Genomic DNA, 25783 nt, shown 5'->3' with positions numbered 1-25783 from the left:
CGGGGATCGCCCGTCCCACCCGCTTTGAAGGCGGGGGAGCCCACCAGGTACTCGTACACCTCCACGCCGGGCGTGCGCCCGGGAACCGGCCGTCTCAGACGGCGAGAAGGTCGCGCGCTCCCGTGTCCGAAGAGGGATGGCGCAGCTTCGACATCGCCCGGGCCTCGATCTGGCGGATCCGTTCCCGGGTGAGGTTGAAGTGCTCGCCCACCTCTTCGAGGGTGCGGGGCTCACCGCGGTCCAGACCGAACCGGAGCTTCAGGATCTCACGCTCACGCTCGTCGAGAGGAGCGAGCAGGCGAGCGATCTCCTCGGGCAGCAGCGACGTGGCAGCGACCTCGAAGGGGGAATCGGCGCTGCGGTCCTCGACCACGTCGCCAAGCTCCGCGTCGCCGTCTTCGCGCAACGGCTCCGACAGCGACAGCGGCTCGGCGGCGAAGCGCAGGGCCTCGGTCACCTTGTCCTCGGGCATCTCGACCTCTGCCGACAACTCGGCGAGTGTGGCCGGGCGGCCGTACTTGATCTCCAGGCGGGCCCGGGCCTTCTGGAGGCGGGCCAGTGTGTCGCCGGCGTGGACGGGCAGGCGGATCGTGCGACCGGTGTTCGCGATGCCACGGGTGATGGCCTGGCGGATCCACCAGGTGGCGTAGGTGGAGAACTTGAAACCCTTGCGCCAGTCGAACTTCTCGACGGCGTGCATCAGGCCGAGGTTGCCCTCCTGGATCAGGTCCAGGAGAGGCAGACCGGAGGCCTGGTACTTCTTGGCGATCGACACGACGAGGCGCAGGTTGGACTGCACGAAGGTGCGTTCCGCCTCTTCGCCGCGGCGGATGGTGCGGCGCAGTTCACGTTTGCGCGCCGCGGTAGGGGACTCCTCGGCGGCCATTTCCTCGCGCCCTGCATTGCCCGCCTCGATCTCCTGGGCCAGTCTGACCTCGTCCTCTTTGGTGAGGAGTGGGTACTGGCCGATGTCGGTCAGATAGAGGCGTACGAGATCCTCTTCGTCTCGTTCGACACGCTCTTTCGGCACACTGCAGCCTTTCGCGTTCTGTCGCTACCCGAGCCACCGGTGAATGCCGTCCGGCGACGCTGCCGAACCGAACCCACCCGGTCGCGAACCCCTTCCGGGGATAACCTGGTGACACCATACCGATGCGGTCAAGCGTCACCACCCGAGGGGCCCATGTCGGCTATATGGGCCGCCACAGCGGCCACCCGATCCCCGTCCACACCGGCTGCGAGCGGGGCCACGAGCGCAGCGGCGCTCGACGTCTCGTCCTCCACGTCCGCGAAATGCGCGCGGATCACGCGCCGCATCGGCGCGTCGGCGATCTCACCGGATCCCGCGAGCAGCGCCTCCAGCCCGGCATGCAGCGCGGGCAGGACGACGTCGGCCGCGACTGCGAGCCGGGTGGCTGTGTCGAGGTCTGCGCCGTCGAGGTCGCCGAACACCGCCTGCCACGGTTCGGCCCCGCGGATTCGCGTCGGCGCGTCCAGCTGCGGTGAGGTAGGCAGGAGGTCACGCCAGGCGGGGGCCCACGTGCCGTGGCGACGCGATGCGACCGCCCAGTGGACCCGCGCGGCGGGGTCCGGTTCGTCGGTCGACCACCGACCCCACGTCGTGAACAGGGCGTCGCAGATCCAGACCATCTCCCCGCACGCGTCTGCGGCCTCCTCGATGGGAAGGTGCACGTTCACCGTCCGCCGACGCCGCGGTAGTGGTTGGTGATGGGCATGCGTCGGTCACGCACGAACGCCTTAGCGCTGACCTTGGGCCCCAGCGGGCTCTGACGCCGCTTGTACTCGGCGATGTCGACGAGACGGGCGATGCGGTGCACGAAGCTCGCCTCGTGTCCCTCGGCGACGAGGTCCGCGGGCGTCTTGTCGTGTTCGACGAGCGCCTCGAGCACAGGATCGAGGACCTCGTAGGGAGGCAGCGACTGGTCGTCGCGTTGGTCGGGTCGCAGCTCGGCCGACGGTGCCTTGTCGATCACCGTGACCGGGATCACCTCGCTGCCGGCCCGGCGGTTGTGTTCACGTGCGAGCTCGTAGACACCGAGCTTCCACACGTCGCTGATCACGGCGAAGGCGCCGGCCGTGTCGCCGTAGAGGGTCGAGTAGCCGACCGCCAACTCGCTCTTGTTGCCCGTGGTGAGCACGAGCCAGCCGTTCTCGTTGGCCACGGCCATGAGCAGGACACCGCGCAGACGGGACTGCAGGTTCTCGTCTGTGAGGTTGGGATCGCGGTCGCCGAAGAGGTCGGTGAACATCGCCTCGTAGGCGGTGTGCGCGGCCTCGATGGACACGACGTCGTGGGTGATGCCGAGGTTCTCACACAGGGCGAGGGCGTCGTCCACCGAGTGGTCCGAGGAGTGCCGCGACGGCATCAGGATCCCGTGCACCGCTGCGGGCCCGAGCGCGGTCGCGGCCACCACGGCGACGACCGAAGAGTCGATGCCGCCGGACAGTCCGATGCAGACCTTGTCGAATCCGTTCTTGAGCACGTAGTCGCGGGTACCGCACACCACCGCGTCGTAGATCTCCGCGATGCCGCCGGTCAGTTCCTCGTGGCGGGGAGCCGAAGGCGCCGACGCGGTGGAGAGACGCGTCGCCGGGACCTCGGTGACGGGCAGGAGAGTGGGCCGGGCCGCGCCCGCCTCCACGTCGACGACCAGGACGTCCTCCGCGAAGCGCTTCGCGCGGGCGACGACCTCGCCGACCGCGTCGAGCACGAACGAGGTGCCGTCGAAAACCAGCGAATCCTGCCCCCCGACCGTGTTCACGTAGACGAGTGGGACGCCGGCTCCGGCCAGTCGACGGCGGGCGACCTCGAGGCGACGGTCGTGCTTGCCCGCGCGGAACGGCGACGCGTTCAGGTTCAGAATCATGCGTGCACCCGCGGCCACGAGGCGGTCTACGGCGCCATCGTCGACCCACATGTCCTCGCAGATCGAGATGCCGACCACTATCCCGTCGACGGAGAAGAGCGTGTCCGGTGAACCGGCGACGAAGTAGCGCTCCTCGTCGAACACCCCGTAGTTGGGGAGGTTCGTCTTGTGGACCATCCCGACGACGCCACCCCGGGCACAGACCGCCGCGGCGTTGGCCACGCCGCGATCGTCACTGTGGGGTGAACCGATGACGGCAACACAGTCGCCGGTGCGCTGGGCCAGCTTCTCGAGGGCGGACGCGCAGTCCGCGACGAAGCGCGGCTTCAGGAGCAGATCCTCGGGCGGGTACCCCGAGATGGCCAACTCGGGGAACACGGCGAGATCACAGCCTGCGGCCGTCGCTGTGTCGAGCGCGGCCGAGATCCGTTCGACGTTGCCGTCGAGGTCGCCGACGACCCCGTCGAGCTGGCACAGCGCTACCCGCAGGCGCCCGTTCTCGTCGACCGATGACACGCCCTCAGGCTAATGGGACCCGGCCACCGTGCCCGGCCCGTTGCTGCAAGCTCGATCCGGTCATCTCGCCGGCGTGGGTGGTCATGCTGGGGCAGCGCGCTGCGCCTGGTCGACCAACTGCTGGACCCGCTGAAAGGAGATACCGAGCAGGTCGGCGACGTCTCGGCGTGAGAGCCCGTTGTCGGTGAGTTCGCGAACCGCTTCGAGGGTCGCAGTCGCCGCCGCTTCGAGGACCCTCTCGGCTTCCTCGCGGGCAGGTAGGGCGAGATCCAGGGGCGAGGTGACCCACGTCGGGTACTCGTCGATGACGACGAGCTCGTCGATGTCGAACCACAGCTCGGCGGCCTCACGGATCTTGGCCCGGGTGGTCGCGAGGCTGCGCGCCCAGGTGTGGACGCGCGGTTCCTCGGCGAGCTCGGCCAGCCAGTTGCCCTCGGCGTCTCGTTCGTAGCGGGCGGTGCAGGTGGTCATGATTGGAGCCAATTCGGGCCGAGGCAGGAGTCGAGGTCCCGCTCGATACTGCGGAGCGTTCCCTTGGGTATGTCGCCGGAGTGAACCGGCACCACCGTCTGGCACTCGCCACATCGCCAGATCTGGTGGCTGCCCTTCTGGCGGACCACCTCGCAGCCGAGGCGACGAAGTGCTCTGGTTAGTTGTCGAGCGGTCACGGCTCGGTGTCTACCGTACTGAACGCTCGACCGTCAATGGAACTAGACGACAGTCGGCCACCGCCGAAGGTCCTCGCGACCGGGCGCGTAGGCACTCAGGTCAGCGGCGCCGCGCCCCGGATCCGGTGGGTCGGATCGAGCTGCGAAGTCGCCCGGCACCAAGCGACCACTCTGGGAGTGCTCACGTGAATGGGATCTTCCTCGTCTCGGACCGCTGCTCACGGGACGGGGTGGAGTTCATGGCCTCCAGCCGGGCACACTGGCGATCCTGACGACTTGCTGACCGTTGCCCATTGTGAACGCCGTGTGAAACGCGGTGCCTCCTGAGTGGCACGCCGAGACAGGTGCGAGCATGACGAGCGTGGAACCCAAAGAGGAATACGTCCTCCGCACGGTCGAGGAGCGCGGCGTACGGCTGATCCGGCTCTGGTTCACCGACGTGCTCGGACAGTTGAAGTCGGTCGCCATATCCCCCGCCGAACTCGAGAGCGCGTTCTCCGAGGGCATGCAGTTCGACGGGTCGGCCATCGACGGCTTCAGCCGGGTCACCGAGTCCGACGTCCTGGCCATGCCCGACGCCAACAGCTTCGAGCTTCTCCCGTGGGCCCCGGTGACGGAACCCGTCGGCCGCATCTTCTGCGACATCGTCGGCCTCGACGGCGAACCGTTCAAGGGCGACCCCCGTGGGGTGCTCAAGCGAAACCTGGCCCAGGCCCGCGAGCAGGGCTACACGTTCTTCGCCGCCCCCGAGATCGAGTTCTTCTACTTCCGCAACGACGACCCGTACTCCCCGCCCGAGCCCCTCGACCGCGCCTCGTACTTCGACCTGACCACGGCGGACATCGCCAACGACGTCCGCAAGCAGACCATCCACAACCTCGAGGCGATGGGGATCCCCGTCGAGTACTCGTTCCACGAGGACTCGCCGTCCCAGCACGAGATAGATCTGCGCTACACCGAGGCGCTCGACATGGCCGACAACGTCATGACGCTGCGACTCATCGTGAAGAAGATCGCCCTCGAGGCGGGCATCTACGCGACGTTCATGCCCAAACCCCTCGACGAGGTGCAGGGGTCGGGTATGCACACCCACCTCTCGTTGTTCGAGGGCGACCGCAACGCGTTCCACGACGCGTCGGACCCCTACGGCCTCTCCGAGGTCGGCCGTTCCTTCATGGCGGGGCTCCTACGCCACGCCCGGGAGATGTCGGCGGTCACGAACCAGCTCGTCAACTCCTACAAGCGGCTCGTCATGGGCGACGAGGCCCCACTGTTCGTGACCTGGGCCCGCAACAACCGCTCGGCACTCGTGCGCCTGCCGGTTGCGAAGTCCGGCAAGGACGCCTCCCGGCGCCTCGAGTACCGGGCGCTCGACTCGGCGGCCAACCCGTACCTCGCCTACTCGGTGCTGTTGGCCGCTGGTCTCAAGGGTGTCGCCGAAGGCTACGAACTGCCCGACGAGGCGAACGTGGACCTGTCGACGCTGTCGTGGCGCGCCGCCCGCGAGGTCGGGATCTCGCCGCTGCCCGGATCGCTGACCGAGGCCCTCGACGAGATGGAGAAATCGGAACTCGTGCGCGCTGCACTCGGCGATCACATCTTCGAGTGGTTCCTGCGCAACAAGCGGGCAGAGTGGGCGGCCTATCAGCGCAGGGTCACGCCATTCGAGATCGAGCGCTACCTGCCGAACTGGTGACCCCTGACCATGGAACCACTTCTCGTCTTCCCCGACCCGGCTCCTCCTGAGCTCGCGCAGACACTGGATCTGGCCGGCTACTCGTGGAAGGCCGTCTCCGACGCAACCGGCGCCGATGCCGACGAACCGGCCGACGGCTGGGTGGGTGCGCTGATCGTCGCGGACGAGGACCCCGACGGGGCGTTCGCCCTGTGTCGCACGCTACGCAAGCGCGATGTTCCCCTGGCGCCGCTGATGCTTCTGGTCACCGGTCGCCAACTCGAGGACCTCGAACACCGCAACGACCTCTTCGACGACTTCTGCCTCACGCCGTTCCACCCCCGTGAGCTCGAGGCCCGCCTGCGTCACTGCTTCTGGCGTGCCGGCCAGGGCACCCGACCCGAGGTCATCGAGTACGGCGAACTCGTGTTGAACCTGGAGACCTATCAGGCGGCGATGGGCGACCGTCCGCTGGACCTGACCTACATGGAGTACGAGCTGTTGAAGTTCCTCTCCTCGCACCCGGGAAAGGTCTTCACCCGTGAGACGCTGCTCAGCCGGGTGTGGGGCTACGACTACTTCGGCGGCGCCCGCACCGTGGACGTCCACATACGGCGCCTGCGGGCCAAGCTCGGCGAGGAGCACGCCGGTCTGATCCAGACAGTGCGCTCGGTGGGCTACAAGTTCGGCCAGTCCCGCTGGGCCCCCTAGTCCACGTCGCGAACCCGACTCGCCCCTGAGCCACCCGTCAGATCTCGTCGAGGACGCCGGCCTCTTCGGCGCGGGCGATGATCTCGAGGCCGAGCACCGAGAACGCGAAGTAGACGACCGCACCGCTGAGCACGGCCCAGCCCCACGTGTAGCCGACGATGCCGACGACCAGCCCGGCGATCCCGATCAGCGGCGCGGCCAGGCCGCTGAACCCGAATCCGACCTTGACGAACGCTGCGGTGACAGCGGACCGCCGGAGCAGACCGATCGACCAGGTGAGAGTGCCGGAGACGGTGAGTGCAACGGCGATCCAGCCCATCGTGCCGACCCACCAGTTGACCAGCGAGAACGCGATCGAACCGACGAGCATCAGGATCGCGAGGACGTTCAGGTCGCCCGCCGCAGCACCGCCGAGCTCCTCGTCGCTCAGTTCCTCGGCCATCAGCGCAAGGTAGCCAACCCGGACGGAAGTAGGGGCCGGCGCCGACCGGGAACTGTGCGCCGCCGCCCGGAGACGGGGCCTCCAGAAGCGGACCACTGACAGGCCGCGGCCGACGGCAGGTGCACGTCATCGTCGCCCGGCGACGAAGGCCCCTCAGGCGCCCACGACGATCGTGGCGCCGACGAACTCGACGCTGAACGCCTCGCACCACACAAGCGCCGTGTAGGCGCCCGGCGCGAGCTCGGTGCCCTGCAGTTCGTAGTTCTGGTCGCCGACGTTGCCCTTCAGCGCCCCGAGATGGATCGAACCGTCGGACAGCGACGTCTGGTCGGCCCCCGGCACGAGGTACACCTCGAGGTCGGGACCGTTCTGGATGTCGAAGTTCTCGAAGCGCAGCACGAGCGAACCGTCGGGGTTCTCGAAGATGCCCGCATCGCCGGTCCCGTCGTGTCCGGCGAGCCCGACGAAGCTACCGGCACCGAGCAGCACGGGTCCCGGTGGCGGAGCGGGTGGTTCCTCCTCGGCCGGTGAAGCCGCCGGTTGCTCCTCCTCGACCGTCGGTTCTCCGGTGGTCGACTCGTCCGCCGGCGTGGTCGGTTCCTCGTCGACCGGCGCAGCGGGTACAGAAGTGTCGGTCGCCGGCGGCGTGGGGTCGGTCGTCGGCTCCTCGCCGGTTTCAGGGCCGGGCGCCGCGGGGGCTGCAGGAGTCTCGTCGTCGTCGGCCAACTGCGCGGCGATCGAGGTCGAGAAACTCTCGTCGACCACGTCGTCGATGAAGTACGGCGAGAGCAGCCACCAGTTGACGATCGCGAACGGCACCACCAGGACGATCACCCGTAGGACCGCAGGCACGCGGAACCACAGCATTGCGACGAATGCGACCGCGGCGAGGGCCGACCCGCCGACGGTGAACAGGACGGTCCGCTCGTTCTCGAACGGGGCCTCGAGGATGTCCGGCTCGAGAATGACGAGCAGGAGCATGAACGCCGCGATGACTGCGCCGACGAGGATCTCGAAGCGGGTGATCCGGCCGATCAGCCGTCGCACGAGAGAGTCGGTGGCAGCAGCGTCGTCGCGGCTGGTCGCTGGAGGAGTCGGGGTGTCGATCGTCATGCGTTACCAACGCACCGGGCCCTCAGATGGTTCCGACTCCACGCGGCGCTGGACCTCCCTCCGACCTGCATCAACTTCGACCTCTCGAACGCGTGTCTCAATTTCCTCAACGGCATCCAGGTTGCCGGAGCGATGATCGCGTCCGGTGTCGCCGAGTATGCGCTGATCGTCGACGGCGAAGGCTCCAGCGGGGCTACGACTACTTCGGCGACGCACGCACCGTCGACGTGCACATCCGACGGCGACCGGGGCCGCAGCAGGGCTAGTTGTCAGCCGGAAGCACGAATCCCTCGACGTGTGACCAGAGGTTCGTCGCCGCGTCGTAGCGCACGATCGCAGCGCCACGTCCGCACGCATGGCCGGCCGGGCCCTCGCCACACTGGACCCGGCCGATCGCCCCGTAGTCGAGGGGGTCCTCGCCGGTCGACTCGGCCGCGGCCTCGAACGACGCGTGTGACAGGTCCCCGTCCAGTCGGTCGAACACGTCCAGGAACGCCAGGGTCGAGTAGTACGCGTTCAGGCTGAACTGGCTCGACGCCTCTTCGGCTCCCGGACCGGTGTACGCGCTCGCACGCTCACGCCAGGCGTCGACGCCCGGGTCGTCGAGGTCGGGCAGGGCCATGTCGGTCGCGGCGAGGAGACCGTCGGTCGCGTCCGCGGGCTCGCCCACGAAAGCGTCGCTGTTCGCGTTGGCGACGGCGCCGGCGCGCGTGGTGCAGACCGGACCGGTGAACCCGGCGTTGCGCAGGGCCGCGACCACCTCGAGCAACGTCGGGTACATGACGTTGATCACGACCGCATCCGGATCTGATCCGAGTATCGCCTCCACAGCGTCCGCAACGCTCGCAGCCGAAACGGTCGGATCGTCAAGGGGCGAGACCGAGAACGGGTGGAGCGGGACCTCGGTCGTCTCAATACCCGAGACCGCCGACTGGAGACCCGCGGGAGCGAACGGGGAGGTGTAGACCGGGTTCGAGGCGGGTCCGACCACTGCCAACCGGCGGGCGTCGGATGCAGCGAGATGGTCGACACACACCCGGATCTGCTCGGACTGCAGCGGATCCACCAGGTAGACGTCGGCCGTCTGAGGAAGGGTCCCTGACGAGTGGTCCCAGGAGATCACCCCGGCGGCCGAGAACACCCGCCAGACGTCCGGTGCGTAGGTGGAGGCCGTGAACTGCTCCAGGACGGCATAGGGCCCGACCTCCTCCGTGAGCAGAGGGGCGGCCGCCAGGCTGTCCTCGGGATCGAAGCCACCGTCGGCCACGACGAGATCGAACGTGCACCCGTCCACGCCGCCGGCCGCGTTCGCGTCGTCGAGGGCCATACGGATCCCCGCCTCGAAGGCCCGACTCGATCGGACGGATGGATCGAAACTCAGTGGCAGGAACGTCGCGAGCGTGACCACGCCGGCGCCGAGATCGACCCCTGACGGCACGTCGGTCGTGAGCGAACCACAGACGCCATCGAATACCGGCGTCGGCTCTGGCGTCGGTGTGGGCTCCGGCGTCGGTTCCGTTGTCGGCGTCGCCGTGGCTGTCGGTTCTGGCGTCGGCGAGGGGGTCGTGACCGCAACCTCGGTCGGCGTGTTGGCGGCATTCTCCTCGGAACCTCCGCCATCGCCACCGCCTCCGCACGCGGCGGCGATCAACGCGAAGACTGCGACGAGCAACGTCCTGCAAGAACCCTGGTTCCATAACACGCCGGCGACGATAGCGACCCCCGTCCTGGTCTCCGGCAACGACCTGACACCGGTCGGCGGCTTCGGCGACCCCGCGCAGGTAACCTGAATGATGCCCTCGACCGGAAACGCCGACTTTGCATTCGACGATCTGGGGGTCATGTCCCTCACCAGGTGCGAGGCGCCCATCGTCGTCACGTCAGCCGAGATCGACGAGCGTCTCGCCCCGCTGTACGAACGCCTCGGAACCCGCCCCGGGCTCCTCGAGTCCGTCGCCGGAATCATCGAGCGCCGCTACTGGCCCGAGGACGTCTCGTTCACCGACGCCGCCGCAATGGCGGGACGCCGCGCGCTCGAAGAGTCCGGCGTACCGACCTCGCGCATCGGTCTCGTCATCGACACGAGCGTGTGCCGGAAGTTCCTCGAACCGTCGAGCACGGTGGCGGTCCACGCGGAGCTCGACCTTCCTCCGACCTGCATCAACTTCGACCTCTCCAACGCTTGTCTCGGTTTCCTCAATGGCATCCAGGTCGCGGGCGCGATGATCGCGTCCGGTGTCGTCGAATATGCGCTGATCGTCGACGGCGAGGGCTCTCGCGAACTCCACGAGAACACGATCCGCCGGCTCCTGGCCGACGACGCCACGACCGAGGACCTCTTCGCGAGCTTCGCGTCGCTGACCCTCGGGTCCGGGGCCACCGCCGCGGTTCTCGGCCCTCACTCCGCCCACCCCGGAAGTCATCGCGTCCTCGGCGGCTTCTTCCGGGCCGACACCGTGCACCACGAACTCTGCGTCGGGTCCCTCGACGGGATGAGGACCGACACGGCGGCCCTCCTCGAAGCCGCCACCAAGCTGGCATCGACCTGCTGGAGCGAGATCGGTCACGAGCACTGGCGGGACCAGATCGACCACTACATCCTGCACCAGGTCTCCAAGGTGCACACCCAGGCGATAGTCACCGCACTCGACCTCCCCGCGGACCGCATCCCGACCACCTTCCCCATGTTCGGAAACATCGGCCCGTCATCCATCCCGTTCACGCTGGCGAGCATCGCCGACGACATCGCACCGGGCGAACGGGTCCTGTGCATGGGAATCGGCTCGGGCCTGAACGTGGCCACGATCGAACTGATCTGGTGAACCCCGGCGCCACCCGGCCGGGCCCGCTTCCGGGGCTCCGCCCCGAGTGGTCCCGGGTGGTCGACGCCCCGGGCAGCGACGGACGCACCCACACCTGGCACGTCCTCGACAACGGGGTCGTCGACCCCGAGCTGACCGTGCTGTGCGTCCACGGCAATCCCTCGTGGAGCTACCTGTGGCGCCGTGTCCTGCACGATGCGCCACCCGGCGTGCGCGTGATCGCCCCCGACCACCTCGAGATGGGCTGGTCCGAGCGGACCGGGGCGGTCCGGCAACTCGCGAGGCGCATCGAAGACCTCGGTGACCTCACCGACTTCCTCGGCCTCGATGGTCCGGTCGTCACCGTCGGCCACGACTGGGGAGGGCCGATCAGCCTCGGGTGGGCCGCCCGTCATCGCGGGCAGCTCACGGGCATCGCACTCGCGAACACGGCCGTACACCAGCCCGCCGGCGCCCATGCTCCCGGCCTCATCCGGCTCGCGCGCCGGTCCGCGGTGACACCGTGGATCACGTCGCACACCACGGCGTTCATCCGCGGAGCCTGGGCGATGTCCCCACCGCGCCTCGACGCTGCGGTCCTCGACGCCTTCCTCTCGCCGTACCGCACCCGTGCACGCCGACATGGGATCCGGGACTTCGTGGAGGACATCCCGCTGGACCCCTCACACGAGAGCGCCGAGACCCTCGACGACGTCGCCGGGTCCCTCGAATCCCTCGACGGGCTCCCGGCGCTGATCTTCTGGGGGGCGAAAGACCGGGTCTTCTCCGACATCCATCTCCACGACCTCGAGGGACGGCTCCCCACCGCCGAGGTCCACCGGATCCCCGATGCGGGCCACTACAGCACCGAGCACCCTGACTTCACCACGACGCTGTTCTCGTGGATGGCGACGCCGCAGCCTGCGCCATCCTCGGCCGGCCCCGTGAAGCGCCGGCCGATCTGGCGACCTCCCCCCGACGCGGCGACCGGGCCGGCCGTCGTCGAACTGGGCGGCGGCGGTCACACCCTCTCGTTCGAGGACTTCGAGAGCGGCGTCGACGGTGCCGCTGCAGGGCTCGCCGCCCACGGTGTCCAACCCGGTGACCGGGTGGCGCTGATGGTTCCCCCCGGCGTCGATCTCACTCTGGCGCTCTTCGGCTGTTGGCGACTGGGAGCGTGCGCGGTCTTCATCGACGCCGGTCTCGGACCCCGGGGAATGGGGCGGGCGTTCGCGGCAGCCGGCCCGGACCATCTCGTCGGTATCCCCCGCGCCCTCGTGGCGGCCCGTGCCCTCGGCTGGCAGGCGCACCGGATTCCCGCTGACGCCGTCGCAGGCGGCACGGGTGCGCTTCCTCCGCCGCCCGACGACGAGGCGACGGCCGCAGTGGTCTTCACCTCCGGGTCAACCGGACCGTCCAAGGGCGTTGTGTACCGCCACCGCCACATCCAGGCGCAACGCGACGCGATCGGTTCGTTGTACGGATTGACGCCCGACGACCGGCTCGTGGCGGCTTTCGCACCGTTCGCTCTCTTCGGACCTGCGTTGGGAATGACGACCGCCGTGCCCGACATGGACCCCACCGAGCCCGGCAGCCTCACCGCAAAGGTCCTCGCAGAGGCGGTAGCGGCCGTCGAGGCCACCGTCGTGTTCGCATCCCCGGCGGCGCTCGCGTCGGTCGTCCGCACAGCATCCGAGCTGTCCGACGCACACCGCGAGGCGCTGGCCCAGGTCCGCCTCATCCTGTCCGCCGGCGCTCCCGTCCGCACCAGCCTGCTCTCGGAGGCCGCTTCTCTGATGCCCCACGCGGACGCCCACACCCCCTACGGAATGACCGAGATGCTCCCCGTGGCCGACATCGGCCTCGACGAGCTCCGTGAGGTCGGGCGGGGCGACGGGATCTGCGTCGGACGGCCGATCGACGGCGTCGACGTGCGGATCGAGCCGTTCGACGGAGCGCACGACGGCGGGGAGATCCTCGTGCGCGGCCCGCACATGCGCGAACGGTACGACCGCCTCGCGGCGACCACCCGGGCGGCGACGGCACCCGGCGGATGGCACCGCACCGGTGACGTCGGGACCGTCGACACGGAAGGTCGGCTCTGGGTCGGCGGGCGGCTGGGTCACGTCATCTGGACAGCGGAGGGACCTGTCATGCCCGTCGCCACCGAGTTCGCCCTCGAGGACCACCCGGCGGTCGAACGCGCCGCGGTCGTCGGAGTCGGACCCGAAGGTACGCAGGTCGCCGTCGCCGTGGTGGTGACGACGGCGACGATCACGACGACGCTCCTCGACGAGCTGCGCGCCCTCGTGGAGATCCCTCTCGCCGCCGTGCTCGACGTCGAGGAGCTCCCCGTCGACCGTCGCCACAACTCCAAGATCGACCGCACCCGAATCGCCACGTGGGCCACACGGGTGCTCGCCGGTGGCCGGGTCGGCTCACCGTGAGGATTCTCGTCACCGGCGCGACGAGCGCCCTCGGCGCCGCCACGGCGCGACGTCTCAGCGAGGCTGGCCACGAGGTGACCGTCTTCCAGCGGTCGGCGAGCGGCCTGGATCTTGCGGAGATCCGCGGCGACATCGGCGACGTCGCCGCCGTCCGCGCAGCGGCGCGTGGCCACGATCAGATCGTCCACCTCGCGGCGCGGGTCGCCGTGACGGGACCCCGGGAGGAGTTCGAGCGCGTCAACATCGCGGGGACCGGGAACGTCCTCGACGCGGCCCGGGCCGCGGGCGCCGGATCGGTGGTGCACGTCTCGACGCCGTCGGTGGCCCACTCGGGCACACCACTCGTCGGTGCCCCGGCAGCCCCAGCGGATCCGTCGGGGGCCCGGGGGGACTACGCCGTCACGAAGGCGACGGCGGAGATCGCCGCGCTCGCGGCGTCAACTGCGGACCTCGCGGTCGTTGCGATCCGCCCGCACCTCGTGTGGGGGCCCGGCGACACCCAGCTCGTGGGCCGCATCGTCGAGCGGGCGAGGGCCGGGCGCCTCGCGCTCGTGGGCTCAGGTCTCGCCCTCATCGACACGACCTACCTCGACAACGCCGCCGACGCGCTCGTCGCCGCGTCGACGAAGGCGACGTCGCTCGGGGGTCGGGCGCTCGTCGTCTCGAACGGCGAGCCCCGCACGGTCGGCGAGATCGTCGCTCGGATCCTGGGGGCCGCCGGGGAGCCACCTCCCTCACTGCACGTACCTCGCGCGGTGGCCGTCGGAGTCGGCGCAGTGGCGGAACGCGCGTGGAGGGCCCTGGACCGAACCGACGACCCGCCGATGACGTCGTTCCTGGCCGAACAACTGTCGACGGCGCACTGGTTCGACCAGCGCGAGACCCGGTCCGCTCTCGGCTGGACGCCGGCGGTGGGACTCGACGAGGGGTTCGCCCGCCTCGCGGCGTCATTCGCCGATCAGCCGGCCTGACAACGGGGCGTTCAGTTCTTCTGACTCTCCGGCGATGGCCCGCGGGGTCCACCCGGCGCTATCGCCAGCGGACGTGGCAGTTGTCACGCCAGAGGTCCATCACCTCGGCGTCGCCACTCAGATCGACCCCCGCACCGGTCCCCCGGTTCCACATCAGCAGGTACAGGTCGGCGGCCGGGGCGGTGACGGTGAGATCGGCGTCGCCGCCGCTGCGGGCCGTGGCGATCCCCTCGGCGTCGGCCGTCAGGTGCCAGTGCTCGTCGACGTCGAGCGCGTGGACGTGGAGCAGGACCTCGCGCTCCACGGGCAGCTTCATGTGCCGGGTGGCGAAGCCCGAGAGGAGTTCGTCGAGCATGTCGGCTGCGAAAGCCGGGGCGAAGTGTGACGGAACGCCCCGCGACACTTCCGCGTCGAAGCGGTGGATCGCGATCTCACTCGCCTGGCGCCGTGCCCACATCGACACCGGCGAGGGCGCCGGTAGAAACGTGTAGCAGCGGTGATCTGTGGGGGCCGCTTCGAGGACCCCGATCAGGTTCGCGTGGGTGTCGCGGTACCACGAGACCAGGTTCGCGTCGTCGGGCCACGCCGTCGCCAGGTCCGGCCAATGTCCGGCGAGGTCCGGTAGGTCACGCACGCGTAGCCACCGATCTGCCGGGAAAGCGACGTTCGCCGCGGCCCACAGGTGGATGAGGCCGACGTGGCGGACGAGTTCGCGCATGTCCCAGCCCTCACAGGTCGCGATGTCGACATCGAGGGGACCCTTTTCGGCGACAGCGGCGAACCTCTCACCTTCCGATGCCACGAAACCGATGTAGTCCGCCACGTCCATGACAGCTCCCCCATCCATGGCCCGGCGGGTCGACCCCTCGGACCGCGAACGCAACTCCCACCGACGAGGGACGGAGCGCCCCTCGCAGAGGCCGGGTCAGGTCCCGTCGGGCTCCGGGACGGGGTGCTCGGACAGTTCGAGGAGCTCGTGGCCCTCATAGCGGGTGTCGACCTCGGACTTGACCAGCCACCCGAGCAGGGCGGCGCCGACGGCTCCCGACATCAAGATGCCGACGGGCATCAACACCAGGACGACGATCATCACCACTGCTCCGGCCATGGGTCCATTGTGGCGCACGCGGAGTCCCGACGCCGAACGCAACGCCCTACCGACTCAGGACGACTCCCGGCGGGCCCACGCCTCGATCTCGATGGCCGCACCGAGCGGCAGGGCACCGGCCTGGATCGCGGAGCGGGCGGGCCTGTGGTCACCGAACTGCGCGATGTACAGGGCGTTCATCGCTGCGAAGTCGTCGATGTCGGCGAGAAACACCGTGGTCTTGACGACGTCGTCGAGCGTGGCCTCGACGGACGCGAGCACCGACCGCAGGTTCTCGAACGCCTGACGGGTCTCCGCCTCGAGCCCACCCTCCACCAGAGCGCCGTCACGGATGCCCACCTGACCGGAGCAGATGATCCACTCCCCGGAGACGACGACGGGTGAATACGGACCGACGGGCTTGGACATGGGTCGAAGCTAGCGCAGCCCCGCGACTCAGCCGGTGGGCCAGGTGGGGCCGAAGCCCCGGGCGGCCCATGCCGCCGAGGTGACGGCGACGAAGACGGCATCGGAGCCGTTCACCGGACGACCGTCGGACGGGAGGATCTCCACGTCGACCGGTGGCATGTCGGCCGACCTGACGATGCCGAAGGAACGCACGGTGAGATCACCGATCGTGCCGTCGGGGGCCACCGACAGCGATTCAGAGGTCACCATGGACCACGCCATGTGCGCAGCGCCCACGCAGTAGGAGCGCAGCACGATCTCGTCGAGTGGGTCACCACACGAGACCCGCACGACGATCCTTCCGTCCGTCGCCTCCGCCTCGGCCACGGCCCCGTCGACCGTGCGGAACGGAAGTGGCCGCCCGGCGAGGGCGGACGCGAGAGCGTGGGCCTCGGCGAGACCGGCCGCCCGCAGGTGCAGCGACGTCGGCGGACCGGCGACGGTCAACGGTTCCACGGTCACCGCGGGCAGAACAGCGGCGATCGTGGCCGCCACCCCGGGCGTCTCCACGACTCGGACGATCCCACCACCGTCGGCGTCGAGGCCCGCCGATACCGGGGGACGCTTCGGACCCTCACGCACGACGTCTTCGCGGGCCCACAGAGCCCTCACCGCCCGGCCGTGCTCGTCGGCGAGTCGGCGCGCCACCTCCGGCAGCGGCGACGTCGACTTCCCTCCGAACGCCCCGCCGTTGGCGAGTGGGCTGGCCGGTTCTCCCCCAGGCTCACACCAGGACGCGTCCACCTCCAGGTAGGCCGGTTCGACCCAACTCGTCGCGAGTGTCACCGCCCAGTCCCCCGGTGGAACCTCGAGCGGCGGGGCGGGTGGAACCGTCGTCCGCCGACCCTGGATCTTGCCCGACAGGGCCCGCGCGGCCGCCAGCGTCTCGGCGACCGACCAGCCGCCGGCACCGTCGGGGACCGCGACGAGGGCGTCCAACGGAGCACTGTCGTCCGCGAACCCGCCGGCACCGAGGGCGACATCCGCAGCGACGCGCTGGGGTCCCCGTCCCTCGATGGCGGCCCGCAGCGACGCTGCTTCCAGGTCACGCGCAGGTCCGCCGCCGCTCTGGTCACCACGGGCCAGGTCGCCGCCGGAGACGACGATGGCGGCTTCGCGGATCGAGTTCCAGCCCGTACAGCGGCACAGGTGGGCCGCGAGCGCCCTGTCGACCGACGTGCGGTCCGTGAGGTCGCCGTCGCGACGACGCAGCGACTCGAGGCGGACGATGATCCCTGGCGTGCAGAAGCCGCACTGGCTCGCACCGCATGCGGTGAACGCGTCGGCCCACTCCGCACGGGTGGCCTCGTCCATACCGTCCAGGGTGGTGATCTCGCGGCCCGCCACGCGCCGAGCGGGGGTCACACACGCCACCCGGGCCTGACCGTCGACGAGGACGGTGCAGCAGCCGCACTGCCCCTGCGGGCTGCAGCCGTCCTTGGGAGAGCGGATCCCGAGGCGGTCCCGTAGGACCTCGAGCAGCGAGGCGCCGTCATCGGGGACGGACATCTGGTCACCGTCCACGACGAATTGCAGGGCGCGGTCCGTTGGCATCGGCGTGAGGATACGTTGACGCCCCGTGTCGCGAAGAGTCTCTCGTCGTTCATTCGTCCTCGGAGCCGCCGGAATGGGCGCCGTCGGCGCGCTCACCCTGTCCGGATGTGGCGGGGGCGACGACGACGCCGCACCCGCGGGGCCGCAGCTTCTCCTGCGGCCCGGCTTCGCCGCCGGCGACCGGTTCCCGGCCGCGACCGTCGCGGGAATCCCCCAGCGACTGCCCTTCGTCGTGTCGGACCTGTCATCGGGGCAGGTCGCCCCGTTCACGGAGGGCGCACCGACCACGATCGACATCGAGATCGCAGGACCGGACGGTGCCGTGCTCACCACTGTCACGGCACCGCTGCGCTCGGAGGGGATCATCACGCCGTACTACCCCGTCGAGATCGTCGCCGGGGCCACCGGACGCCACGAGGCCCGCACGACGGTTGACGGTCTGCCACTGATCGCAGGATTCGACGTCGTCGACGCCGCCGACGTGGGCCTCGTCCAGGTGGGCGAGGCGATCCGACCCGTGGAGACGCCCACGTTCGCCGACCCGGCGGGTGTGGACCCGATCTGCACCCGGGCCGAGCCGTGTCCCTTCCACGAGGTGACGCTGACCGATGCGATCGCCGCTGCGGGCCCTACAGCCCTACTGGTGGCGACACCGGGGTTCTGCCTCACCGACATCTGCGGCCCGGTCGTCGACCTGCTGATGGACGTCTCGGCTGACTTCGCCGCCTTCACCTTCGTGCACGGCGAGGTCTACACGGACCCGCAGCGGCTCTTCGATGACGGGGTGGAGACCGAGGACCTGCTCACCCAGGTCATGCGGATCTACGACCTGCGCTTCGAGCCGTCACTCGTCGTCGCCGACGCGACCGGCACGGTCACGGCGCGACTGGACTTCACCTTCGACAGGTCGGACCTCGCCGCGGCGCTCGCCACGGCGCTGTGAGCTCAGCTCAGCTGAAGGACTGGCCGCAGCCGCAGGTGCGCTGCGCGTTGGGGTTGTTGATGGCGAACCCCGCCTCGAGACCGTCCTTGTAGTCGAGCGTCGCCCCCTCGAGGAGCATCGCGCTCGACGGGTCCACGACGACGGCGACGTCCCCGTAGCTGAGGGTCTGGTCGTCCTCGGCACGGTCGGTGTCGAAGTACATCTCGTAGCTGAAGCCCGAGCATCCACCGGGGCGGACGGCGACACGCAGGGCGAGGCCCTCGTCGCCTTCGGCGGCGATGAGTTCGCCGACCTTGCTGGCGGCACTGTCGGTGAGCGTGATCATGGGTGGCTCCTAGTCGGTCTGGGGTTCAGCGTAGCGGTGAGATGTCACGGGTTCGAACGCATCGCGGCGCGCGAACCTTCCCGTGGCCGTCATGTCGACACGACGTCGACCTGGCAGGGCTGTCGGTCCACGAGCGTGCGGAACTGTGCGACGGAGGCGCCGCGGTGCTCGTCCACGAAACCCTCGACGAGCCCACGGTGGATTCCACAGATCACCTCGGGATTCGCCTCGGCGAGGCTCGCGAACGGGCAGTGGGCGAATCCGATGGTGGCGCCGGTGTCGTCGTCGACGCGCTCGGGGTCGAAGCCGAGCTCGCCGAGTCTCGCGACGAGGTCGTCGACACAGCGGCCCCCGGGCGCACAGCGGCGAGCGTCCTCGCGGCCCTGGACCCGGCCGATGCCGATGGCCTCACGGTCGTCGACGCCCGCCTCGGCGGCGAGCGTCAGAAGCATCCCGGCGAGCATCGGGAACAGCGGCGGTTCGAGCCCGAGCGACGGCGCGCCCGGAGCGAGGGCGTAGCGGTTCTGGGGCCGGCCGACCGATCCCGTTGCGAGGGTGTGCACCTCGAGCAGACCGACGTCGCGCATCCGCTCGAGGTGGGGTCGCACCGTGTTTGCGTGGAGGTCGAGCGCCTCGGCGATGTCGGCGGTCGATCGCGGTGAAGAGGACCGCGCTATCTCGAGGTAGATCGCATAGCGGGTGTTGTCGCCCAGGGTCTTGAGCAGGTCCAGGCTGGTTCGGGGACGGCCGGGCGCGTCAGGTCCGGTGACTGCCGGATCACGACGGGGGGCCGACGCCACGTCGGGAGAACTGCTCACGGGACACAAGAATACACGGGCTGCGCCGGTAATATTCATCCATGACCGACACCGCCGCACCTGTCACTCCCGACGCGGTCACGGCGATCCTGCGGAACGTCATCGACCCGGAGCTCGGCAGCGACATCGTCGAGTTGGGAATGGCCAAGGGCGTCACCATCGACGACGGCGTCGTAACGGTCACGATCGCGCTCACCACCATGGGGTGTCCGCTGCGGGCCGAGATCCGCAAGGAGGTCCGTACCCGCGTCGGCGAACTCGACGGCGTGGCGGACGTGAAGATCGACTGGACCGAGTTGAGCCAGGAGGAGAAGTCCCAGGTCATGGACCGGGCGCGCCGCAACATCGCACGCGAGGCGCCCGACACCGAGATCTCCCTCATGACCCGCGTCCTGCTCATCGCCTCCGGCAAAGGCGGCGTCGGCAAGTCCTCGGTCACCGTCAACCTCGCGGCGGCCCTCGCCGCCCGCGGCTTCACCGTGGGCGTCCTGGACGCGGACATCTGGGGTTTCTCCGTCCCGCGCATGATCGGCGTCGACGGCCGACTCGCCGGCGTCGACGGCGAGAAGAAGATCCGCCCCAACGAACGACGCATCGGCGACGGCCTCCTCAAGGTCGTCTCCATGGGCTTCCTCGTGGAGAACGAGGAACAGGCCCTCATGTGGCGAGGCCTCATCTTGAACCGGGCGGTGCGCCACTTTCTCGAGGACGTCCGCTGGGGAGAGATGGACTACCTGCTCGTCGACATGCCACCGGGTACCGGCGACGTCCAGATGGGCATCGCCAAACTCCTACCGCGGGCCGAGATGATCGTCGTCACCACCCCGGCCCTGAGCGCACAGAAGGTCGCCGTGAGGGTGGCCAACATGGGCCGCGCGAACTACCTGCGGGTCATCGGCGTCATCGAGAACATGACGGCGTTCGTCAACGAGGAAGGCAACGTCTACGAGCTGTTCGGCTCCGGCGGCGGTGAGCACCTGTCGGAGGACCTGAAGGTCCCCCTGCTCGGCCGCATCCCGATCGACGGTGCTGTCTCACACGGTGGCGACTCGGGTAACCCGGTGGCGCTCGGCGACGGCCCCGCAGCCGTCGAGCTGCGGGCGATCGCTGACCGCCTCGCGGACGACGTCGCCCCGCCGATCGACATGGCCGGTTGCAGCGCGCGGATAATGGAGGCCACCGACGAGGTCGTGAACCGACTCCGCTCCGGCGACCCGGGTGAATCGGAGTCCGGGGTGACGATCGGCTGAAGGCGGCCCGCTCGCCGCAACTCGGGGACGGACCCCGGGTACCACTCCCTACAGCGAGTTGAGGAAGGGCCCCGGGTCCTCGATCGTGTGACCGTGCAACGGCGCGATGCGCTTGATCCGCAGACCCTTGGACAACGCGAGCGCAGGGCCGAGTTCCTTCGTCGGACCGTCGGGACGAATCTCCTCGGTCTCCTCGTCCTCGCAGAGCAGGTCTCCGACGAGGAGCGTGCGCTCCTCCTCCAGGTGGTAGATGGCGCGAGGTTCCGGTGAGCCGGCGACATCGTGGATCGTGAGGCGGAACTCCGTACCGAGCAGCGTCTCGCCGAGTTCGAGATGACGGTCGGCCTCGACACCGGTGATCCAGGACGGCACGAGGATGTCCACACCCGTCTCCTCCTTGAGCGCCTTGGCGCCCTCGGCGGCATCGGGGTCACCCGAGGTCACCATGACCCAACGCAGACAGTCGCCGCCGCACCCGGAGATGGCGATCAGGTGGTCGGCGTGGATGGGACCCGGGTCGATCACGGCGATCTCGTCGATGCCGACCAGGTAGGTGTTGGTCCCACGCTCGTCGCTGCCACCGGGCACCAGGATGCGGCGCACGAGCGGACTCAACGCCCGGGCGACCCCGGGGATGATCTCTTCGCGTGGGATCTCTTCTTCTTCTTGGATGTTCATGAGTGGTCGTCTCCGGGAAGGCCGACGGAGCGGTCAGCGGGCGAGTTGTCGTCACGGCGCAGGTCGACTTCGTCGACGTCGATGAAACCGGGCCGGGAGCGGCGGCTGGGACCGGGGCCGAAGCCCGCGCCGGCGTTGCCGACGATGGTGATCCGACGCGCGAAACGCCTACGCAGGCCCGTGCGTACGACGGCACGGGTCGGTGGGAACACGGCGAGGAGGCCGACCGCGTCGGTCACGAACCCGGGGGTCAGCAGCAGCGCTCCGCCCATGAGGACGAGGAGGCCGTCGAGGAGCGACTTGTCGGGCATCTGCCCCGACGCCATCTCGCGCTGCGCGCGCCGCCAGATCGCGACTCCCTGGCGTCTGACCAGCCATGCCCCCACGATCGACACCGCTACGAGGGCACCGATGGTCTCGAGGACACCGATCGAGCCGGCGACCTTGACGATCACGAACAGCTCGACGATGGGGACCACGAGGAACAGGATCACCAGCAGGCCGAACATAGGGACTTCCAGCCTAAGGCCGGTCGTCGTGGGCGCCACGGCGACGGCGTTCGTACGATGGGGCGGTGACGATGACCCACCATGCGACCACGCCGTGACCAACCCATGACCGAGGCCGAGCGCCCGCCGTCGGTGGACGCGCTCGCGCGGTCTCTGGCCGACACGGGCCTCCCCCATCCGTTGCTCGTCGAGGCGGCCCGGGAATCGATCGCCGCGGGCCGTCACCACGAAGCCCACGGGTTCGCGCTGGCGCGGCGACGCCGGATGCTCCAGCCGGTGGTCAACGCCACCGGTGTCCTGTTGCACACGAACCTCGGACGGGCTCCGTGGCCGACCGAACACGCCGCCCGGTATCTCAACCTCGAATTCGACCTCACGACCGGTCAGCGCGGTTCGCGCCAGGACGCGGTCGGCGACCTCTTCGCGGGCCTGTGCGGAGCCGAGGCCGCGATCGTCGTCAACAACTGTGCGGCGGCGGTGACGCTCGTGCTCGCGGCGCTGGCCGAGGGGCGCGGCGTCGCCGTGTCCCGGGGAGAACTCGTCGAGATCGGTGGCGGGTTCCGGGTGCCCGAGGTGATGGAACGCTCCGGCGCCACCCTCGTCGAGGTCGGGACGACCAACCGTACGCGCCTTGCCGACTACGCCGGCACCCTCGGGCGGGACGGGGCCGCTGTCGCGCTCGCCCTCAAGGTCCACCAGTCGAACTACCGCATCACCGGCTTCACGGAGTCCGTCGAGGTGGGAGAGCTCGCATCGCTCGACGTACCCGTCGTGGCCGACATCGGCTCGGGGCTTCTCGACGCCGCCTGTCCGTGGTTGCCGGGTGGACCGCCGGAGTGGTTGGCGGACGAGCCGGCCGCCCGCCAGACGCTCGCCGCCGGTGCCGACATCGTCATGTTCTCGGGCGACAAGCTGCTCGGGGGGCCGCAGGCCGGAATCATCGCAGGATCGGCGGACCTCGTAGCCCGCTGCGCGGCCCATCCCCTCGCACGGGCCTTCCGCCCCGGCGGACTCGTGTTGTCATCGCTGCACGATCTCGCTCTGCGCTACCTGGAGCGTGACGGCGCATCCGTGCCGTTCTGGGCCATGGCCACCCTCCCCGTCGACGGGCTGACAGAGCGCGCCGAACGCCTCGGGTGCGGCACCCCGACCGCGCTGAGCTCGGTGGTCGGCGGGGGGACCCTGCCGGGGGTCGAGATTCCCTCGGCCGGTGTCGTCCTCGACGGCGACCGCACCGCGGCGCTGCGGTCGTGGTCCCCGGACGGCCCGCCGGTGATCGCCCGCGTCCACGAGGGCACGACCCATCTCGACCTGCGCACCGTGCACCCGGACGACGACGCCACGGTCGCGGCGGCGGTCGCCGCGACCACCGCGGGCTGAGCCGTGCACGTCATCGCAACTGCGGGGCACGTGGACCACGGCAAGTCGACGCTCGTGCGTGCCCTGACCGGAACCGACCCCGACCGTCTCGCCGAGGAGAAGGCCCGCGGGCTGACCATCGACCTCGGGTTCGCCGCGCTCGAACTGCCCTCAGGGCGCCGTGCCGGGGTGATCGACGTTCCCGGCCACGTCCGGTTCCTGCGCAACATGCTCGCGGGGGTCGGCGCAGTGGACGCGTGCATCTTCGTGGTGGACGCCACCGAGGGGTGGAAGCCCCAGTCTGAGGAACACCTCCGCATCCTCGAGCTGCTCGGTGTCGGTCACGCAGTGGTCGCGCTCACCAAGGTCGACATCGCGGACCGGGACCTGGTGGAACTCGCCCGTCTCGACGTGGACGCCCACCTCGAGGGCAGCGCGTTCGCCGACGCTCCCGTCGTCGGCGTCGACTCACTGTCGGGAACCGGCCTCGACGACCTTCGGGGTGCGCTCGACGCGATGCTCGACGAGACCCCGACCGCCATCGACATCGGACGACCGCGTCTGTGGGTGGACCGCGCGTTCACGGCGAAGGGCGCCGGCACGGTGGTCACGGGCACGCTGACGGGCGGCCGGATCCGCGTCGACGACGAGATGGTCGTGTTGCCGGGAGGCACGTCGGTGCGTGTGCGCGACATCCAGAGCCACCACGCAGCGCGCACCAAGATCAACCCGGGGGCGCGGGTTGCGCTGAACCTCGGCGGAATCTCCCACGACCAGATCACCCGTGGCGACGTCATCGTGAAGCCGGGGCAGTGGCATCTCACCTCTGTGGCGGACGCCTCTCTGACCGTGCTCGACGGGGTGGACCACGAGGTGTCGCGACGCGGCGCGTACCTCGCGTACCTCGGCTCGGGAGAGTTCGCCGTCCGGGTCCGCGTGCTCGGGCCCGATTCCCTCCTTCCCGGCGACACGGGCGCCGTCCGGCTGCATCTTCCCGTCGCCGTGCCTCTCCTTCCGGGGGACCGTTTCGTGCTGCGCGAAGCGGGCAGGTCCGAGACGGTGGGCGGCGGCGAGATACTCGACGTCGAGCCCGTGATGGCGGCAGCGCGCGCCCGGCCCGACCGCAGCGTGGAGCGGGTCATCGCCGAGAGGGGCCGCGTGGACGTCGACCACCTCGAACGGATCACGGGGGTGCGCGTCGATGCGACGGTCGGCCGCTGGGTCCTGGACCCCGCCGAACGCGCCCGCATCGAGTCCGGACTCGCCACGGCTGTGACCGACGCAGCCGAGACCGGGCTGGATCTCTCCACGCTCGACGAGGCCGAACGCGCCCTGGTCGCCGGGCTGGAGGGGGTCGTGGTGGACGCGGGGCGCGCCCGCACCGCCGACGCGATCGACATCGCCGTGGACCACCCGTGGCTCGCGGCGCTACGCGCCGAGCCCTTCCAACCTCCCGCACCCGACGACGTGCCGCGCGATCACGTGCGGGAGTTCGTCCGGCGCGGCATCGTCGTGGACCTCGACGGTGTCGCCTTCGCCGCCGAGGCCGTCGACGCCGCGGCGCGGACCATCGCCTCGATGCTCGCTGACCAACCCGGCGGGGTGACCGTTGCAGAGGTCCGTGAGCGGCTCGCAACGACCCGCAAGTACGCGGTCCCGCTGCTGGGACACCTCGATGCCACCGGGGTCACCCGACGGCGCGGCGACATGCGGATCGGCGGGCCCCGCCTTCCGGATCCAGATCCGACCTGAGGCCGGAGTTCAGTTGTTCTCGGCCCCGGCGATCAACTGCTTGCGCTCGGCCTCGTTCGTCCCACCCCAGATGCCGTGAGGCTCCCGGATGCTCAGCGCGTAGGCAAGGCAATCCGGACGAACAGAGCACGCGCGACAGATGTCCTTCGCCCGTTCCTCACGGGCGAGCTTCTCGTCCTTGCGCTCGTTCTGGGCAGGCGGGAAGAAGACGATCGCCTGTGGTCCCCTACAGGCGGCCTTGTCCTGCCAGGTCTGTTCCGACGTCAGCGTGCTCACGTCGTCACCCCCCTTCGATTCCGGACACTACCGCCCGCACACTCGGGCGTACAAGGCCGGAAATGGGTCGAGACGACCTGAGGGTGCAGAACGCGCGACGGCGCGGTCCGGAAGCCAGCCGCTACCGTTCCGCTGGTCGGGGTCCCACCGACGGGAGGCGCACACGGTGACGAGAAGCGGACTTCTGACGCGTTCGACCCTGCCCGGCCTGCTCGCCGCGCTGGTGGCGCTCGTTCTCGTGACCGGCGCATGCAGCGGAACCGAGCGCCCCTCCCTGACCGAGAGCGTGGGTGGATCCGACGACGCGGGCCAGGGTGGCCCCGACGGTGCCGACGTCGGTGGTTCCACCCAGGACGGCGGGGGCGGCTTCGACCAGGACCTCGTGACGGGCTCCTCGTCCGACGCGTCGGCGTCTGACGACGGCAGTTCCGACGGGGGGGACACCGACGGTACGTCCGGTGGCGACACCACCGGCGGCGGCGACACAGGCGGGACCACGGGTGGCGACACCACCGGCGGCAGTGACACCGAT

General features: G+C 69.8%; 27 protein-coding genes and 1 pseudogene. 12 read left to right on the top strand and 16 right to left on the bottom strand.

Going from position 1 to position 25783, the window contains the following annotated elements; all coding sequences use genetic code 11:
* Positions 1–94: 94 nt before the first annotated feature.
* From RIE08_17595 to RIE08_17580, 4 genes are all read right to left on the bottom strand, one after another.
* Positions 95–1030, bottom strand: coding sequence for a sigma-70 family RNA polymerase sigma factor (locus RIE08_17595; protein ID MEQ8719425.1), 936 nt, complete (start codon positions 1028–1030; stop codon positions 95–97).
* Between the two features lie 128 nt (positions 1031–1158).
* Positions 1159–1692 (bottom strand): hypothetical protein, encoded by a 534-nt coding sequence (locus RIE08_17590; GenBank protein MEQ8719424.1) that lies wholly within the window; start codon positions 1690–1692, stop codon positions 1159–1161.
* 2 nt (positions 1693–1694) lie between these two features.
* Positions 1695–3404, bottom strand: coding sequence for an NAD+ synthase (locus RIE08_17585; protein ID MEQ8719423.1), 1710 nt, complete (start codon positions 3402–3404; stop codon positions 1695–1697).
* Positions 3405–3485: 81 nt separating this feature from the next.
* Positions 3486–3875 carry a type II toxin-antitoxin system HicB family antitoxin gene (locus RIE08_17580; protein MEQ8719422.1) on the bottom strand — a complete coding sequence of 130 codons (390 nt, stop codon included), beginning with the start codon at positions 3873–3875 and terminating at the stop codon, positions 3486–3488.
* A gap of 549 nt (positions 3876–4424) precedes the next feature.
* On the opposite strand from RIE08_17580, the gene RIE08_17575 reads away from it, so the two are divergent.
* Both RIE08_17575 and RIE08_17570 read left to right on the top strand, forming a co-directional pair.
* Positions 4425–5768: a glutamine synthetase family protein gene (locus tag RIE08_17575; GenBank protein MEQ8719421.1), complete on the top strand. Its 1344-nt coding sequence runs from the start codon at positions 4425–4427 to the stop codon at positions 5766–5768.
* Between the two features lie 9 nt (positions 5769–5777).
* Positions 5778–6458: a response regulator transcription factor gene (locus RIE08_17570; protein MEQ8719420.1), complete on the top strand. Its 681-nt coding sequence runs from the start codon at positions 5778–5780 to the stop codon at positions 6456–6458.
* A 37-nt stretch (positions 6459–6495) separates the two neighbouring features.
* Here the strand turns inward: RIE08_17570 and RIE08_17565 are convergent, their stop codons facing one another.
* Positions 6496–6900 carry a hypothetical protein gene (locus tag RIE08_17565; protein ID MEQ8719419.1) on the bottom strand — a complete coding sequence of 135 codons (405 nt, stop codon included), beginning with the start codon at positions 6898–6900 and terminating at the stop codon, positions 6496–6498.
* Between the two features lie 153 nt (positions 6901–7053).
* Entirely contained in the window at positions 7054–8013 is a 960-nt protein-coding gene (locus RIE08_17560; protein ID MEQ8719418.1) for a DM13 domain-containing protein, read from the bottom strand.
* 48 nt (positions 8014–8061) lie between these two features.
* Here RIE08_17560 and RIE08_17555 point away from each other — a divergent pair.
* Positions 8062–8205: pseudogene (locus tag RIE08_17555) on the top strand (3-oxoacyl-ACP synthase III).
* Between the two features lie 70 nt (positions 8206–8275).
* Here the strand turns inward: RIE08_17555 and RIE08_17550 are convergent.
* Entirely contained in the window at positions 8276–9451 is a 1176-nt protein-coding gene (locus RIE08_17550) for an ABC transporter substrate-binding protein (protein MEQ8719417.1), read from the bottom strand.
* 7 nt (positions 9452–9458) lie between these two features.
* On the opposite strand from RIE08_17550, the gene RIE08_17545 reads away from it, so the two are divergent.
* Genes RIE08_17545 through RIE08_17530 form a run of 4 tightly spaced genes read left to right on the top strand, consistent with a single transcriptional unit; the run spans position 9459 to position 14232 of the window.
* Positions 9459–9803: a hypothetical protein gene (locus RIE08_17545; GenBank protein MEQ8719416.1), complete on the top strand. Its 345-nt coding sequence runs from the start codon at positions 9459–9461 to the stop codon at positions 9801–9803.
* A complete protein-coding gene (locus RIE08_17540; protein MEQ8719415.1) occupies positions 9804–10835 on the top strand; it encodes a 3-oxoacyl-ACP synthase III in 1032 nt (343 codons plus the stop codon).
* Positions 10832–13261: an alpha/beta fold hydrolase gene (locus tag RIE08_17535; protein MEQ8719414.1), complete on the top strand. Its 2430-nt coding sequence runs from the start codon at positions 10832–10834 to the stop codon at positions 13259–13261. The genes RIE08_17540 and RIE08_17535 overlap by 4 nt, the downstream gene beginning before the upstream one ends.
* Positions 13258–14232 carry an NAD-dependent epimerase/dehydratase family protein gene (locus RIE08_17530; protein ID MEQ8719413.1) on the top strand — a complete coding sequence of 325 codons (975 nt, stop codon included), beginning with the start codon at positions 13258–13260 and terminating at the stop codon, positions 14230–14232. Before RIE08_17535 ends, RIE08_17530 begins: the two co-directional genes overlap by 4 nt.
* 58 nt (positions 14233–14290) lie before the next feature.
* Here the strand turns inward: RIE08_17530 and RIE08_17525 are convergent, their stop codons facing one another.
* The 4 genes from RIE08_17525 to RIE08_17510 all read right to left on the bottom strand — a co-directional run bounded on the left by RIE08_17525 (position 14291) and on the right by RIE08_17510 (position 17341).
* Positions 14291–15061, bottom strand: a complete 771-nt coding sequence (locus RIE08_17525) for a maleylpyruvate isomerase family mycothiol-dependent enzyme (protein ID MEQ8719412.1) — start codon at positions 15059–15061, stop codon at positions 14291–14293.
* Positions 15062–15157: 96 nt separating this feature from the next.
* Positions 15158–15340, bottom strand: coding sequence for a hypothetical protein (locus RIE08_17520; protein MEQ8719411.1), 183 nt, complete (start codon positions 15338–15340; stop codon positions 15158–15160).
* 54 nt (positions 15341–15394) lie between these two features.
* Entirely contained in the window at positions 15395–15748 is a 354-nt protein-coding gene (locus RIE08_17515; protein ID MEQ8719410.1) for a RidA family protein, read from the bottom strand.
* A 27-nt stretch (positions 15749–15775) separates the two neighbouring features.
* On the bottom strand, positions 15776–17341 hold the full coding sequence (locus tag RIE08_17510) for a 2Fe-2S iron-sulfur cluster-binding protein (GenBank protein ID MEQ8719409.1): 1566 nt from the start codon (positions 17339–17341) through the stop codon (positions 15776–15778).
* A 73-nt stretch (positions 17342–17414) separates the two neighbouring features.
* Here RIE08_17510 and RIE08_17505 point away from each other — a divergent pair, with 73 nt between their 5' ends.
* Positions 17415–18284, top strand: a complete 870-nt coding sequence (locus tag RIE08_17505; protein ID MEQ8719408.1) for a hypothetical protein — start codon at positions 17415–17417, stop codon at positions 18282–18284.
* Positions 18285–18291: 7 nt separating this feature from the next.
* Here RIE08_17505 and erpA read toward each other — a convergent pair whose 3' ends face one another.
* Both erpA and RIE08_17495 read right to left on the bottom strand, forming a co-directional pair.
* Entirely contained in the window at positions 18292–18609 is a 318-nt protein-coding gene (gene erpA, locus RIE08_17500) for an iron-sulfur cluster insertion protein ErpA (GenBank protein MEQ8719407.1), read from the bottom strand.
* Positions 18610–18698: 89 nt separating this feature from the next.
* The gene (locus RIE08_17495) at positions 18699–19427 is read right to left on the bottom strand and encodes a helix-turn-helix domain-containing protein (GenBank protein MEQ8719406.1); all 729 of its coding nucleotides are present in this window, start codon (positions 19425–19427) and stop codon (positions 18699–18701) included.
* Between the two features lie 41 nt (positions 19428–19468).
* On the opposite strand from RIE08_17495, the gene RIE08_17490 reads away from it, so the two are divergent.
* Entirely contained in the window at positions 19469–20677 is a 1209-nt protein-coding gene (locus tag RIE08_17490; protein ID MEQ8719405.1) for an Mrp/NBP35 family ATP-binding protein, read from the top strand.
* Between the two features lie 48 nt (positions 20678–20725).
* Here RIE08_17490 and RIE08_17485 read toward each other — a convergent pair whose 3' ends face one another.
* Together RIE08_17485 and RIE08_17480 are read right to left on the bottom strand one after the other, a co-directional pair.
* Positions 20726–21355, bottom strand: coding sequence for a hypothetical protein (locus tag RIE08_17485; GenBank protein ID MEQ8719404.1), 630 nt, complete (start codon positions 21353–21355; stop codon positions 20726–20728).
* A complete protein-coding gene (locus tag RIE08_17480) occupies positions 21352–21864 on the bottom strand; it encodes an FxsA family protein (GenBank protein MEQ8719403.1) in 513 nt (170 codons plus the stop codon). Before RIE08_17480 ends, RIE08_17485 begins: the two co-directional genes overlap by 4 nt.
* A gap of 81 nt (positions 21865–21945) precedes the next feature.
* On the opposite strand from RIE08_17480, the gene selA reads away from it, so the two are divergent.
* A complete protein-coding gene (gene selA / locus RIE08_17475) occupies positions 21946–23244 on the top strand; it encodes an L-seryl-tRNA(Sec) selenium transferase (GenBank protein MEQ8719402.1) in 1299 nt (432 codons plus the stop codon).
* Positions 23245–23247: 3 nt separating this feature from the next.
* On the top strand, positions 23248–24975 hold the full coding sequence (gene selB / locus RIE08_17470; GenBank protein ID MEQ8719401.1) for a selenocysteine-specific translation elongation factor: 1728 nt from the start codon (positions 23248–23250) through the stop codon (positions 24973–24975).
* Between the two features lie 9 nt (positions 24976–24984).
* Here the strand turns inward: selB and RIE08_17465 are convergent, their stop codons facing one another.
* Complete coding sequence (locus RIE08_17465) at positions 24985–25251, bottom strand: WhiB family transcriptional regulator (GenBank protein MEQ8719400.1); 267 nt, start codon at positions 25249–25251, stop codon at positions 24985–24987.
* A gap of 166 nt (positions 25252–25417) precedes the next feature.
* Here RIE08_17465 and RIE08_17460 point away from each other — a divergent pair.
* A partial coding sequence (locus RIE08_17460; GenBank protein ID MEQ8719399.1) for a hypothetical protein occupies positions 25418–25783 on the top strand: 366 nt, incomplete at its 3' end.

The sequence above is a fragment of the Acidimicrobiales bacterium genome (assembly GCA_040219085.1).
Lineage (GTDB): Bacteria > Actinomycetota > Acidimicrobiia > Acidimicrobiales > JAVJTC01 > JAVJTC01.
This window is presented reverse-complemented; position numbering and strand designations above follow the sequence as displayed.